At 56.1% G+C, this 14,372-nt stretch carries 10 protein-coding genes, 2 pseudogenes and 1 riboswitch; of the genes and pseudogenes, 8 read left to right on the top strand and 4 right to left on the bottom strand.

Annotated features, from left to right (window positions below; all coding sequences use genetic code 11):
• Window positions 1-82: 82 nt before the first annotated feature.
• Window positions 83-150, bottom strand: a riboswitch (Fluoride riboswitch).
• 787 nt (window positions 151-937) lie between these two features.
• The 3 genes and pseudogenes from WS49_RS36540 to WS49_RS34010 form a co-directional block, all read left to right on the top strand.
• On the top strand, window positions 938-1,141 hold the full coding sequence (locus WS49_RS36540) for a baseplate J/gp47 family protein (RefSeq protein ID WP_059596246.1): 204 nt from the start codon (window positions 938-940) through the stop codon (window positions 1,139-1,141).
• Between the two features lie 530 nt (window positions 1,142-1,671).
• On the top strand, window positions 1,672-2,094 hold the full coding sequence (locus tag WS49_RS22260) for a type II toxin-antitoxin system VapC family toxin (RefSeq protein WP_059533358.1): 423 nt from the start codon (window positions 1,672-1,674) through the stop codon (window positions 2,092-2,094).
• A 346-nt stretch (window positions 2,095-2,440) separates the two neighbouring features.
• Window positions 2,441-2,527 (top strand): annotated as a pseudogene (locus WS49_RS34010) (transposase domain-containing protein); the annotation flags it as partial.
• Here the strand turns inward: WS49_RS34010 and WS49_RS35245 are convergent.
• Both WS49_RS35245 and aac(6') read right to left on the bottom strand, forming a co-directional pair.
• On the bottom strand, window positions 2,485-2,805 hold the full coding sequence (locus WS49_RS35245; protein ID WP_059533356.1) for a hypothetical protein: 321 nt from the start codon (window positions 2,803-2,805) through the stop codon (window positions 2,485-2,487). The pseudogene WS49_RS34010 and the gene WS49_RS35245 overlap by 43 nt on opposite strands.
• Window positions 2,806-3,180: 375 nt before the next feature.
• Window positions 3,181-3,645 carry an aminoglycoside 6'-N-acetyltransferase gene (gene aac(6') / locus WS49_RS22250; protein ID WP_059533354.1) on the bottom strand — a complete coding sequence of 155 codons (465 nt, stop codon included), beginning with the start codon at window positions 3,643-3,645 and terminating at the stop codon, window positions 3,181-3,183.
• A gap of 310 nt (window positions 3,646-3,955) precedes the next feature.
• Here aac(6') and WS49_RS36650 point away from each other — a divergent pair.
• The 5 genes and pseudogenes from WS49_RS36650 to WS49_RS22230 all read left to right on the top strand — a co-directional run.
• Window positions 3,956-4,222, top strand: a pseudogene (locus WS49_RS36650) (recombinase family protein); the annotation flags it as partial.
• Window positions 4,211-4,381, top strand: coding sequence for a helix-turn-helix domain-containing protein (locus WS49_RS36645; RefSeq protein ID WP_441294171.1), 171 nt, complete (start codon window positions 4,211-4,213; stop codon window positions 4,379-4,381). The pseudogene WS49_RS36650 and the gene WS49_RS36645, both read left to right, overlap by 12 nt.
• Window positions 4,382-4,384: 3 nt before the next feature.
• A complete protein-coding gene (locus WS49_RS22240) occupies window positions 4,385-5,212 on the top strand; it encodes a DUF4158 domain-containing protein (RefSeq protein ID WP_059533350.1) in 828 nt (275 codons plus the stop codon).
• A 1,795-nt stretch (window positions 5,213-7,007) separates the two neighbouring features.
• Window positions 7,008-12,422 carry a membrane-targeted effector domain-containing toxin gene (locus WS49_RS22235; RefSeq protein ID WP_156441432.1) on the top strand — a complete coding sequence of 1,805 codons (5,415 nt, stop codon included), beginning with the start codon at window positions 7,008-7,010 and terminating at the stop codon, window positions 12,420-12,422.
• A 203-nt stretch (window positions 12,423-12,625) separates the two neighbouring features.
• Window positions 12,626-13,006, top strand: a complete 381-nt coding sequence (locus tag WS49_RS22230) for a hypothetical protein (protein ID WP_059533346.1) — start codon at window positions 12,626-12,628, stop codon at window positions 13,004-13,006.
• 280 nt (window positions 13,007-13,286) lie between these two features.
• Here the strand turns inward: WS49_RS22230 and WS49_RS34005 are convergent, their stop codons facing one another.
• Together WS49_RS34005 and WS49_RS22225 are read right to left on the bottom strand one after the other, a co-directional pair.
• Window positions 13,287-13,589, bottom strand: a complete 303-nt coding sequence (locus WS49_RS34005; RefSeq protein ID WP_257127669.1) for a hypothetical protein — start codon at window positions 13,587-13,589, stop codon at window positions 13,287-13,289.
• A gap of 62 nt (window positions 13,590-13,651) precedes the next feature.
• On the bottom strand, window positions 13,652-14,365 hold the full coding sequence (locus tag WS49_RS22225) for an NUDIX hydrolase (protein ID WP_059533345.1): 714 nt from the start codon (window positions 14,363-14,365) through the stop codon (window positions 13,652-13,654).
• Between the last annotated feature and the right edge of the window lie 7 nt (window positions 14,366-14,372).

The raw sequence follows: 14,372 nt of genomic DNA, 5'->3' as shown, positions 1-14,372 counted from the left end.
GGAGTGGTGCATGAGTACCCGGATTTTTCTGGGTTGATTGGCCTGGGCAAGGAAGGGCAACGGCCTACCATTCCATCCCCAGGAACACGCAGGGCATCATCAGCCGAACGAATCGGCGGTTCACGGAGGCATGCCATCGCCGCCGATACGGCGTCCTCGCGGTCATCGACGGCGCTGATCGCGCGACGCAGGGTCGCGGGTGACAAGAGCAGATCCACAATGGATGTGGTCCTCCGTGGATGCGTTCCACGGATCGCGCCGCACCGAGATGCGTGAGGCGAGGGCGCGTGGTCGGCGGGAAGGTCGCGCCTCCCGATGTCCCGGACGGGGAGCGCCATGCAGGATAAGCTGCGAACGGGGAAAGCAACCGCCCACAGAACCATGATGGCGCATGGGGCGTGTCGCCATAAGCCGGAAACTGATGAAGCACAATCAGAATCGACTGATTTTAAGCGGCGAAGATCCGGCCTTGCTTGTGCATTGGAACCGGATATTTCTTATTGCAATTTAGGCTGGCGGTGACTCAGCTTAGGATGGGCCCGATGTTGGGTGGCCGATATTTCATAATAAAACCATGATTAAAATTAACCGCTGCAAAGGCGCCGTGCGTCGCACAAATTTGGGATGCACCAGTCGATCGACGGCAGGATGGGCAGGACGTGTGGTGCTTGGGCGACTGGGAGACGGTTGACGACGCCCAACGTCGAGACGCCGCGCAGCGATGCGGTATCGGTACCCGACGGGTGATGTGACGGCCGAGCGGGCGGCGAATAGCGATGGTTGGCCGCCAGGATGTTGTCAAGCCCTTGTCAGTCAAGGCTGTCAGGCGGATTGCGTACCTGCATGGGGTGCAGGCGAGCGGCGCGTCGACAGCGTGATTGATGCGGGCACACTGCTCCGTGCGTAGGACAGCCGGTACTATCTGGTCACCGCGAACGTGACGTTGCGTGAGACCACGGCTGCAGTGCCGGTGCGCGCGCTGGGCCTGGCAGGCGGCACCGACCAAGAGTCGATCGCGTGGCTGCGCCAGTGCATGATGCGCGAGTATCTCCCGGTGCCCGATGGTGGCAACGCCGACGACTATGTGACGTGGGGGCTGGAGGTGCCGAGTGTGACACGCGCGCGGTGCGCCCCGAATTAATTGGGGCTCGGCGCAGTGGGGGCGGCACGACGACCCCAAACCGATTGCGGATGGCGCGGCGTGTGCGGTGGTCGACGTGCATATCGAAACGCGCCGGCCGGTCACCGCCGAGGTATGTGGCGGTGGATCGCAAAGAAGCAATTGCCGAAGCGAATCGCGTGCGGAACGCGCTCAAGTCCTTGTAGGCATTGCTTTTTGCTGGGCCCGGACCCCGCAGGGCCGGAATTCACCGGTTTCTCGATACGTAAAGTGCGTATAACACGTATTCATTATTCCCAGAGGCCACTATGCCGACCATCACCGCTACCTAACTGGCTCGCCACACGCGCCAGATCCTGGATCAGGTCACCCAGCGAGGCGAAACCGTGGTGGTCGAACGCAATCGGACCGTAATCGCGCGCCTGGTGCCCGCCGAACCCGTCATGAATGCCACGCAGGCGCTCGAGGGCCTGCCGCTGAGCCTCGGTGCCGAATGCGGCCCGCTGGCTGCACGACAGCCGCGCTGGCTTCGACGATGGAGTGCGTGATCCGTGGGCATGATCATTGACAGCTGCGTGTGGGTCGGACTCGCCGGTGGTACCGTCAAATCACGCCCCGTGATCGACACCGCCGGCGATGCACCAGTGTTCATCTCGACGATCCCGTTGGGCGAACTGGCGTTTGGCGTGCAATCATGCGCAGACGCCACCGAGCGTGCGCGGCGGGCTGCCCATCTGCGTCAGCTCGAGCGGCGCCCCGTGCTCGACATCACGCGCCACACCGCGGCCGCGCTCGGCGTGCTGGCGGCTGCTGTCAAGCAGGCAGGCCGCTCGCCGGGCCCTCGCTATAACGATCTGTGGATCGCGGCGCCGGCGATTGAGCACGGCTACGCCCTGATGACGCTGAACGTGGTGGATTTCGCGGACCTGCCGGGATTGACCGTGGTCGTGCCGGCGACCGCTAGCACAAATTGACCGATCCCGTTACGAGACCCCATGCCCACCTTGAAACTGACCGCGCGCGTCGAACACGACATTCGTGAGCGCTCACGAAAGCGACGACGCTCAAACCGAACCGCTACGAATGCGGCCTCGCAGTCGGTGCCGCGCTCGGCGCCCTAGGTTATTGGGGACGTCACCCTTGAGATAGGCGTGTCGGCGCTCGACACCCCGTACCGGGCCGATCGTGCGCGGCTGAAAGCGCTCATCTTCGTGCCGGCCGGCACGCAAACCTAACCGGAGCCTGTGACGCGCAACGAATGCGACCAGCAGGCCGACGTGTTCTGGGTACGTCGGCCCTGTCAACAGGAGCCGAAATCACGATCCCGAAGCGTATCTGCGTCATGTGCTGGCGCGCATCGCCGATTACTCGATCAACCAGATTGATGACCTACTGCCCTGGCGGCTGGCACAGGATCTGGCTTGGTCCTCGTACAAGATTGGCGCGTCGGCGCAATCTAGGACAATCGAGTGCATGCGAATCTCGCGCCACTCCTTGAACAGCTTGAGCGTACGGCCTTGCGGCCATAGACGCTCGTCGACATACCGGTCCTCAAGCGTGCGTTCGAAGATTACCTGCCAGTGCTTCTGCAACCAACGCTTGTCAGCAGCATCGGGATCATTGCCGGATGAGGGAACCAGAAAGGCGTTTGCGTTCTCGCTGGCTTGCGCCAGTGTCAAGGCCATGTCGGGGGCGGAATCGTCGCTGTTGATCCAGGCTACGAACGGAACCCACTATGGCAATAACCAGGTTCGCGATAAGGCGTGGCTCCACTGGCATCTCGGCGATCTCGATTGGAAAGCCGCCATGCTAAAGCAAGACGGTGGCAGCGCCACTCTTACGTTCAAATGGGAAGTAAAGTTGGATCTTTTTCGGGCGTTACGATCAGGAAAGCTCGGGCCCACTAAACGGGGTGCCCTCAAGAAACGGATTTTTACGTACGCTAAGCCTTCAGGCCAAGGGTTTCGAGCGTCTCTGCGTAACCCGGAAGATTCCTTCGACTTAGGAGCCTGCCGATTAGCTTCTGGCTCCGCTTGCTATTCACTCCATACGTCGCCGAATCAGCATGTGAGGCGCTTTCGGAAGAAGACGACACGCTCGGTTTCCTCGAAGCCGAGAGCGCAGTGCAATGCCTGAGCGCGGACATTGTCTACCTGTGTATCGGATGCGAATTCGGTGCAGTCATGTGCGGAGCCCCATTGACCGATGGCGGCACACAATGCTTTCGCAATGCCTACCCGGCGCACATTTGGCATGACGTAGATGCCTTCGAGAAAGAGCACAGGTGATGTCTTGCAACCGTTGACGTAGTCGTGATGCACTGCGGCTTCGGCGAAACCAATCGGCGCACTATCGGAAGAAAAGGCAATGAATGTCGCATAGCGATGCTGGTCGGCCAGCAGCCGCTGGGTTTCGAGAATGTGCTCGTCGTCGCTCACGTGTTGCCAGAGCAAGCGTCGCAGCGAACACCACGCACCAATGTCATGGGGTAAAACAGCCCGAACCGTAAATGAGACAGAAGGCATGCTTGAATGGGTAATCGATTTAGCGACGGTTTGTCAGATTGGAGCATACCCTATCCTGATGTCAGGAAACTCTATCAGAAACATCAGGATAGGGCTATCTTCTGAATTGTTTGACACGTCATGCCGAACGCCATCGATTTCAGGGCCGACATTTTCACTGGATTGTCCCGTCGTGAAGAGCGGTCAACGAGTCGGCTATGTGCGGGTCAGTTCGTTCGAGTAGAACGCCGAGCGTCAGCTTGACGGCGTCGAACTGTGTCGCATCTTTACCGACAAGGCGTCGGGCAAGGACACGTGACGGCCACAGCTCGATGCACTGCTGAGTTTTGTGCGAGCCGGCGACACGGTGGTGGTTCACAGCATGGACCGGCTCGAGCGAAACCTCGATGATCTGCGGCACATCGTCCAATCGCTCACGCAGCTCGATGTACGCATCGAATTTACAAAGGAATGCTTGGCGTTTACGGGGGAAGACTCACCCATTGCGAACCTGATGTTGTCAGTGATGGGAGCGTTCGCAGAGTTCGAGCGCGCGCTGATGCGGGAGCGCCAACGCGAAGGTATTGTGCTCGCGCGTCAGCGCGGCGCGTATCGCGGCCGCAAACCAACGTTGTCCGACGCACAGGTCGCAGATGTGCGGCGTCGCGTCGAAGCCGGCGAGCGCAAGGCACAGATCGCGCGTGACTACGGGATAAGCCGGGAAACGTTGTCCCAGTACCTGCGCTCGCCGAGGTGACACATGCCCCGTCGGGAACTCCTTACGTCCGCTCAACGCTTCGAGCTGTTCGCCTTTCCCGAGGACGAAAGCGAGCTGATCCCGCTTGCCACGCTATCGAAGGAAGATTTCGCCTTTGTGAGGCAACATCGCAGCGATCACAACCGGCTCGGCCTGGCTGTTCTCATGATCCATTTGCGGCATCCCGGTCGGGTGCTGGGTCTGAGCGAGAAGCCGCACGCGCCTGTGCTCGGTATTATCGCAGCTCAATTGCGGGTTTCGCCAGCCGTGAGGGATCTGTATGCCCAGCGTGACGAAACCCGGCGTGAGTATCTGCAGGAACTCCTTGCCCGTTCAGGGCTTGTCCAGTTTACGCGCCGACACTATCGCGGGCTGTCCGAGTTTCTGCTGCCCGTCGCCATGCAGACGATTCAGGGTATCGTGCTCGCGTGCGCCGCGGTGGATGAACTGCGACGTCAACGCGTATTGCTGCCGCCCATCGCTGCGCTCGAGAAGCTTTGCGCGGCAGTGGCGACCAAGGCCGAGCGTGAAGTGTACTGGCTGCTCACCGAGCCATTGACTGATGAGCAACGTGCGGCTCTCGACGCGCTTTTGCTGCCTTACGGCGAGCGCCCCGTGAGCAAATTGGCGTGGCTGAGGCAATCGCCTGAGGGCCCCAGCGCCAAGGCCATGATCGCGCATATCGAGCGGCTGAAGGCGATCCGCGAGCTTGGCCTGCAGCCTGACACCGGTCACAGTATCCACCAGAACCGGTTTCTGCGGCTTGCCCGCGAAGGCGGCCAGACCGCCGTCTATCAGATCGAGGAGTGCGAGACCGACAGGCGCATCTGAATTACCAATCGCCTGCCGCGTTCGTACAGCGCTTCTATCTGAATCAGATCGCCGCTTAACCCGTTGGCCTCCACGAATTCCGTCCGACCTCAATCAATGGTCGTGTGGTTTATTCGCAAGACATTTTTTAAGTCTTATAGACAGTCCGCACCATCATGTCCATTGACATTCATCGAATGTTTTGTACGTTCAAAAACCGATCATCGCGCTCGCTTCACGTAAAACTTCCTCAGTCATCGTGCGAGAATCAACACATCTCCCTCAATATGGCTCTGCGAGGTCCGGTTGTGCGTCGAAATTTCCTTCGCCATCGAGTTTTTTTCCAACCCCAAAGCACTCTCCGAATCGCATTGTCGATAGCGTCATCCCGGCGTCGTCCTGTAAGACTCCGGCCTCACCCGCACCGCACGGCTCCTTGTAGCCAGCAAGTCGACCATACTCGGCGAGGTAAGGAAGCGGGTATTCAGATTTCCCTACGGCGCTGCTTTAATCTGCAATTGAGACACAACCGACTCACGTTGAAGCGGCCACTCATCGTCCGAGCGGAGCGCAGTCTACCATTACGGTCGATCAATGCCGATGCCGACGAATTCACACGGAGGAATTTCCTGCGACCGAAGGTAATAGACACGTCGGCGCCCGCGTGACCGGCATACGATGTCCCGCAAGCGCTTCTCATCAGACTCAGCCTCGTGAATTGGATCCAAGCCGGTCGACATCCTCTGGAGCTATGCCCTAACCACAAAGGAGAGCCATGCCCTCATCCGTTAGTCAACACCGCAGATCCTCAGGCAAGCACTACAACAACACTCAAAGGTATGTTGGGGACGATGTCTGTCAGGCACGAACGAATGCCATTGCACGCACACCGAGTAACCCTGTTGCCCACGCCCAAGCACATCTCATGCTGCTGGGATTGCTGTCGATTTCGAACGCAGCCCACTCGGAGAGACTTGCGGACAATACGACCACCCGCGGTGCGCGGCACCCCAACGGCGAAGCATCGACTAAGAATCAATGCGACGCTGGCACACATATACAGAGCCCGCGGCTCGGAGGTGCGGACAGATCTGCAGGCGAAGCGATGACGCTCTATTGCTCTATCTCGCCATCACGTAGGACATGGGCTCACGTTCCACGAGACTTGCCTCCAGCTTCCGTTCCGCAAGCGACCGAAGCAAGCGATCGATATCAAGGCCCCTTACGTTTAGTGCGCGCAGGTCAGCTAGAGCACGACCTTGGAGTTGAATCGGGGCAGACGTGGTATCGACGGACATGGGACTGGATTAACGCGTTTGATCCACTGATCTTCCCCACCTCTCATGCGAGGAATCTCGAAGAAGAACGAAATCCGCGTGAGCGCTTCTGGAGGCAACGGCTACAGAACCAACTGAACTCCGAAATCTATTCGAACGTTCAAATTGATCAGACTGCCGAATCGAACCCGCTACCATCAAGTGCCGAAGCTGACTCCACGAGCAAAGGCGAAATACTCGAATGGCTCCTTGACGAGCACATCATCTCAAGGTTACAAGTTGCTCGCGCTCACTCGGCAATGCACCTGCTACGCGAGAACGGCGAGCTAGTCGGGACGCTCGAGTCCTGCGCGTATCAGCACGGTGAGTTTCTTGACGAAATACTGAATCACCGCGGCCTAGTGGTTGGCCTCACCCTGCTCAAATGCCTCCCGCCTCGTCACTCCGGAAGACCGTCCGTCGATATCGTAGGCCTGCCTCCTTCAATTGCGAGTATCCTCCACGACTACTACAGTACAAGTGGAACTGAACGAATGAGGATGGACAACGAACTGCGAGATTCTGCGAGTTTGCCACCATTCGGAACGTCTTTGAACGTCGACGAGGCGTGGCAGACCATTCAGTCTGCACTGTTCCAACCAACACCCAACTCGACTGATCCGACACCGCCTCCTCCAGTGACAGCATCCTCTATCGTGCTGCGCGATATGGATACCGGGATACATCGCGCAGTGCAGCTTGAGCTATTGGGTGAAGATGGCTTCTGGTACCCTCTGCGCTATAGCGGCGACGATAGTTTTTCGGCCATGGTCCCCGGCGCCCCGTCTGATGTGGTGACTCTTGACAGCGAAACGGGGAAAGCGCGCTTCATGAAGGGATGGAGCGGGCACCACGACAGTTTATTCGACGTGCAAATCCGGGACGAATCTCCATTCGTTACCATCCTCGGCGTTCCGAGGCAAATTCGCCGTGTGTGCCTTGGAAGCGATTGCTTTCTCAGCTATCCAGAAATCTATGGGACAGCTGTTATGGGAAACAGCGACGATCACTGCCCGGTGTACATCAACCCTCTATCGAGAACATGGCACCCACTCATCGAGAACGATACTCCGATTCATAATCGAGACGAAGTAGGAATTCTCGAGTTGATCGCAGAACCGCCGCGGCAAAATGTCATATATGGCCGGCCTGAGCATGTCGACACCAAAGCCGGCCCTCGATTCCGGGTGATGAATCCAAGTAATAGCGACCCGTTAGAACAGTACGAAGTAGTCGAAATGCTAGGGATGCTCATACCGGCCAGAAAAAGGTTGGCCAAAAGCAATGCTACTTTGTATGAAATCTTCGATCGCAATGATCTTCTTGGTGAGTGCCATTCCATCAAGTGGAACGGTTCGCGCTGGGCGTTCGATCACGACGCAACATCGCCGCCCCACGCCTACTTGTCAGCGCAATCGAAAACAGTGCTCCCTGAGCTTACGCCTGCGACGTCGACTGACTTGACGCCCCCCGAAATCGCGCCCTGGGCCCCTAACCCCGAATTCCCGTTACACGAGCGTCATGAGAGTTCAGCCGGCGTATCGACGGAGGATGGTAAGACCCGTGGATCCGAACATGCCAATTCCACGATGGATCCACGTGATGCCAGTCTCATACTGAGACGCTTTTTCCAGATATGGAGCGAAGTCTTTCCGAATATTCGCGATATAGCACGTTCCAAGTTGAAGGCCGAGATCAAAGCCCGTACTGATGTCGACGTTGATCCAGATCGGGTCTATTTCATGCGCTTTGATTCCGCCCAGAGTGACCCGGGAACCATAACGGGATGGGCGCATATTGGCAAACCGGCAGAGGAGCGTGCTCTAACAACTAGTCTGCTCACGAACTTTCCTGCAAGTGCCGTCGAGCACCCGTGGGTCGTCGACCAGCTTTCCGGAATTTACTCGGTTAAGTCCACGGAGGCAGAGCGCTTCGATGGTAAGAACGAGGTTCGAATTCGACCATCGCAATTGATGAAAATCGTTCGCGAAATCGACTTCTATGAAGTTGCGCGACACCAACTTCAACAGGTGTGGCGCATGATTGATCTTCAAGAAATCCAAAACGCCGTAGTCCTCGTGAGTAACCTCGCCACACCTGCGAACAACATGTCTTCAATTGACATAAGCTACGTGTTGCGTGGCGTACGGTACTTCGATAACAAACCGCGCGTCGATGTCTACTACTTCGATATCAACGGGTATGCAGCAACCGATATGCTCGTATTCGAAGACGCGCTTAGCAAGCACGTAGTGCTCTACTTGCCGCGCAGTCGTCGTGCGCTTTTCTCATTCGCCAACGAGCATGAAATGCGGCAATGGGTCCTAGATGGCTGCCGCATTCCAGATCGCCGCGACGACATAGCGCAACATTTTTCATTGTTTGACCGTCAGGACGGTGCAACCTATAGCGGCGTCGACACCTGGCTGTCAACGTTTGCGGAGGACCGACGAGGCAGCTATCTCCGAAACATATTCAGCCGAAAAACAATCATCACCGAAAGAGGCGTTTTCCGCGCAATGGCAGAACGACAGAAGGCCCGATCTTTCAGCGATCTCGATATCGCTGTCAAGTCTGATTCTGAAGTGGACCGCGACCGCGCAATTCTCTATTCGGATGCCTTCAATACAATACTGCCGAATCCCGTAACGCCATTTGTGAGTCTTGGGTTGCACATGGACGCAGCCATCAACGGTGATACCCCGGAAGAACGCGTGGCAGGGATGGCCGGCGCGCTAGCGGATACCGGGAACGTCGCGTTCATGGCCGTTCAGGCAGGGATCGCCAAAATCTTCGACGGTGTCATAGGTTTCGATAGCGATGCATTCCACGCCGCCGTCCGGGAGAACCTCGGTAGGCTGTCAAATGCTCACACAATTGAATGGAGCCAGGGGCGATGGATTGCGAACGCCGATACCTCCCCGCGTGCCTCCGATCAATTGCGCAGGCGCGTGACGCCTGACATGTATGCGCCGGAAGTGACGGACGCCCAGCTAACGTTGCCCGATCAGTTGGGCCTACGTTCGGCAGCCGATGGAAGTAGGTACCTAAAAATTGAGGGACACCATCTGAAGATATCGAAATGGGGCGGCGCAGCGAACCGCTACTTCATCACCGCGGAAAATGGTCGAAAGATTGGGCTGCGCTTTGATGCCGGCAGGTTCCGCTTTGAAACGATCGCTGAACGGCTCGACATTCTCTTTCAATTCGGGCTCGGAGGTAAAGGGAGCAAGCTTTCATTTAACGGGGCGAGAAGAACCGGCGACTCGCGCGGTGCAGCCAGGACAGGTCCACGAGGCAATGCCCCTGCGGAACCCGCGAGTGCACCACCATCTGACTATTTCGAGCCTCTTTCGGGCGTTCGACATTCGACGCATCGAAATGGAGAAGCAGTATATTCAATGGCCCAACAAGATACATTGCGACGGCTGTCGACTCCCATCTCAAGCAGCAACACCTACAAGCAAGTCCCTAACAATAATCCTGCCTTCTATGGGAGCGGTAATCTCTATGAAGTCCGCAGCTCCGCGAAATCGTCGTCAGTTGAATCGGCCTATTCCGTTGTCGAGATGAATGGCCTACTCGTTCCGGCTAGGGAAAACTTCATCGAGGGACACGGAAGCAGCTACGAAATCTACGACCTGCATGCGCTCGACAAGCCGGGACTGTCGATTGAATGGGAGGACTCACGTTGGATATTTGAGCCGCCGACGTCCCGGCACCTCTCGACTGATCTGCTCGAGCGAATGCGGGAAATCAGTCCGGCCGGTATTGACGCTCGGCAGCTTTCTTCTCCGGACAGCATCGGACTACGTTGGGACGTTAGAAACCAAGTCTATGTGAAGATCGACGGAGGGTACGTTGCACTGAAGCAATTCCACTATCACGGAAAACAACAACTGTACGGTGTCTGGTCAGACAACGCACCGACAATGACCTACACCGCTGGAGCCTTTCGGCTGCTCCCCGGCAGCGATTGGAGGCTCGCGAAAATTCCGCTGGAGGTTTACAGCGTCCCAAACGAATTCGAGACCTTTATGGCAATGTTTGAACATTGGCCCTCGCGTACCTGGCGTTTACGCGGTGGCCTTCGCCGTGCAGACGCTGACCCTAGATTTCACGAAGCGATCGTGCTCGCACGGCGACTCAATACTGATGCCGCGACATTCTTTAAACACCACCGGCAAACAGTCCGAACTGCCGAACCCTTGCTTTCGGAAAGTGCGACGGATTATCAAGTCCTCGAGACGCTGTTCAAAAACAAGGATGGTATTGTTTTTGGGGAAGAGCACGACAAAATTGCTACCGTGAGGGCACTCATCGAAAATATTGAAGAGTTCAAGCGTCTAGGTGTAGTAACCTTGTACCTTGAGGGATTTTTCGCTGATTTCTCAGGGGCAGAACTGGAGAGCTATTCTTCAACACCGGGTGCGTCGATGCCAGAGCACATCGAGCAATGGGCCGATATTCTTTCCAGCGGAGAGGGTCTCGATCCAAACGGGCGATACACAAAACGAGAGTTGATTCGCCTCGCACACGCCAACAACATCGAAATCCGTCCGCTCGACTGCATTGCAAGCTATTTTGGTTCATTCTTTCCATTTTTCGACTACCAGTTCTTTCGTACGCGCCTAAAGATGATGAACTATTTTGGCGCGGCGACGATTGTCCAGCATCGCTGGGCAAAAGGTGGAGGTAAGTGGATCGCGCTTACCGGAGCCTCACACATCAACATGAAACACGGGATTCCGGGTTTGGCGGAACTCACGGACAGCTTCGGCATTCGAGTGAAGGAAGGCTCTCGGCTGGCACAGTCGAGCATCTCGCCCGGTCGTAACCTACACCGCAATATTGACTTTCACTACGATTACGTTTGGCTTCGCCCTGATACCCGCCACCCTGCGGTCCTCCGCTCGGACAACACTCGTCTGTGGGAAAACGCGCAGGCGACTCTTGGGCAGGTGCAACTCGATCTATATGAAATACCAGATCGAGCTGGCTGGCGAGACGCTATGGCCGAGAAGGTGATGGAATATCGCGGATTGGATCAAAGGTACGCCGATCTCAGCGCGAGTAGGCAAGAAAAAGACCTGCTGCAGGCATTTTTCCGACAACGCGAAGCTCTGCGGGAAGAGGCGGTCCAATTTTTTGAACAGCTGCCCAACGATGACACTGCATTGACAAACCCCTTACCGCTAGCTATCGATCCGATTCAATCTGACTCAAGTATTCTAAATGCGTTATTTAGCAAAAAAGAGGGGATCGTGTTCGGGGAATCACGCACGCAAATTGAAAGCAAGAAGTTGTTGATCGAGAACATGTCAAGCCTAAGGTCAGCGGGCGTTAAGACACTATATCTTGAACAGCTTCTCAGCGACGTCCACCAGGCTGACATTGATGCCTATCTTCGAGCGTCGGATGCAATAATGTCTCCGAAGCTTCGCGCTTACCTTGATGACATGTCCGCCGGAGTTGGTATCGATCCTGACGGCCCCTATACATACCACACCCTAATCGAACGAGCACGCAGGGATCGCATCAACGTGATAGCACTTGACTGTACAGCGAGCTACAAGGTAAGCGACCTATTGGGCGATTACCCGAATGCACGCGGCCAAATGATGAACTACTACGCAAGCTCAACAATATCCCAACATCAAGCGGCTCTAGGCAATACGAAATGGATAGCACTTGTCGGGAATTCACATACAAACACCTTTTCAGGTATACCAGGGATTGCTGAGCTGACCAACGGCATTGGCGTGCGCGTCGAGCCAGACGACACGCTCTTGCGATCAACGTTTCTTCCGGATGCTGGAAGAGAACTCTGGGATATTCGATATGGTAAAACAAGCCTGCGGGCTGACTATGTCTGGATACGCCCGTCCGCCCAGTCGACCCCAGAAGATCTATAAGTTCATCAGCGAACAGCTCGACGCAACACTGGATATTTGGACCGACGAACAGGCAAGCGCATCCCCATCTGGTCGATCATTTATCAGACATCATTCAAGTTTTTCTGCAGGCACGACACGCTGGTGTAGACAACATTCTAGGCGGGGACGAGAAAATTCCCCTGATCCGGTGGACTGCAACTCCCTCCAAATTCCTGTCGAAGATGGCGCTTCAAATCGTTCGAACAGAGAACAGCGAGATCGGCACCGGGATCATCGACATCGTCCAGGTGGCGCAAGGCAGCGGACCATTGACGCTTGGTTTGGTCTGGATTCTCATCGGCCTGTTCACACTCGGTCAATCGAGGTCAAGTCACGCCCATCACGCAAGGAACGACTTTGACAATATTGCTCGATGGGTCGTCAGAATGTTCCAGGAAGGCGTGTCTATGTTGCTAGGTCTGGGGGTGGTCACGGCTCTTGCTTGGTTGACCAAAGGCGACGGGAGCGCTGCGGCACTAACGGCCCTATCCGCAGTGCTTGCGGTCAGTTTCCAATTGTTCGCCTGCTGTGTGCATGCTTCCCGGAAAGGGACCTCGGATTGAATCGGAAAACACATGGTTCGTCGAAAATACAAAAGAAAAAGTCACCTTGCAGAGGCGATAAATCGCTCAAGTCCGGGATGGCAATTGTTTTGGTCCGTTGTCGTTGTTCGTGTCTTCGTCTTCTCGATGGTGATGTACTTCTCTCACTGAAAGATCGGAAAACAAATGCAGAAATTGCTTGCGGCAAAAAAGCGTATGACGAGGACAACGGTAACGACCCGATCCGACTCTCCGACTATATTGCGGCTCTCGACGCATTCGAGTCCATCGTCGTGAAGGTTCATGGATGATCACCGCTGGGCGTTCCTCGTCTGGACGCGCTTCGGTTTCGAGCGTGGGATCGCACGGTTTTCACTTTTCCATGACCGCGCGCATTGCGTCGGATTGAAGCGCGCGATGTGCCGGGTGCGCGCACGCCGACAATTTCTCCGGAACAAATTTCGATATCCGCTTCCCGCCAGATTTGGCGATCGCCGTCGAAGTAGGTGGTATGTTCGATGACCCAGCGCGCACCAGACCGGATGGCCTGCATTTCTTTCGGATCACACGAAAACGCCTGCCGTTCGCTCTGACGGTGATTCACTATCGTATCCGCGTGCATGGTGGAAATTTTTGCGAGTGTTGCTGTCCACGAGTGGCTCGCCGTCAAAGTTCTTGCGCAACGAGAATCTTTGCAAAATACTCGCGTTGTACGGCTGGCAAGTTGAGCCCCACGGCGTCGGCCGGATCCTTGATAAACGAGATGGTTGACAGTTCCGGGTCAGTCTGACATTCGAGGAACGATGTGATTCTTTCCGAAACTTCGGATCTGGACCACTTCAATCGAGCCTCTTTGAAAAAAGCGCACCGCACATCGTTCTCGATTCGCGTCCACCCGTTGACCAACTCGTAGTCCGTGCGAGTCAAGCCGGTTTCTTCTTCCACCTCGCGGGCCAGGGAACGTTCCAAAGCAACGGTTCCGTCCGGCATGACGTCGTCATCATTCAAGGTCCCGGACGGGAAGTAGGTCAAGCCAGCGTTCGATGTGTGCGACGCCATTGTACCAAGTACATAAAAACCATCAGATGTCCTGATTGCAGCGATTGGAAAGCATAGCTTTGCGCTTCTGTCAGGATGGTCGAGTTCTCTCCATGCCATGAATGCTGCATAAGTAGTTCGAAGTAGGTCCACCTGCAACAATTGATCGTCACCAGTGGCGTCGTAGGACATCAGCACTGGGCCATTGAAAATTTTTGGTTGGCTTTCCTTCAGGAAAGTCCAGATCCTGGAAATGTCGGACGAACGTGTAGTCTCGAAATTCCAGTGAACTTGAGGATCTAGTCTCGCCGACACAGACGAGTACTTGTGAAAAATGCCCATTGCTTCC

Origin of the sequence: Burkholderia sp. RF7-non_BP4 (genome assembly GCF_001521935.1) — a bacterium.
Taxonomy (GTDB): Bacteria; Pseudomonadota; Gammaproteobacteria; order Burkholderiales; family Burkholderiaceae; genus Burkholderia; species Burkholderia diffusa.
This window is presented reverse-complemented; position numbering and strand designations above follow the sequence as displayed.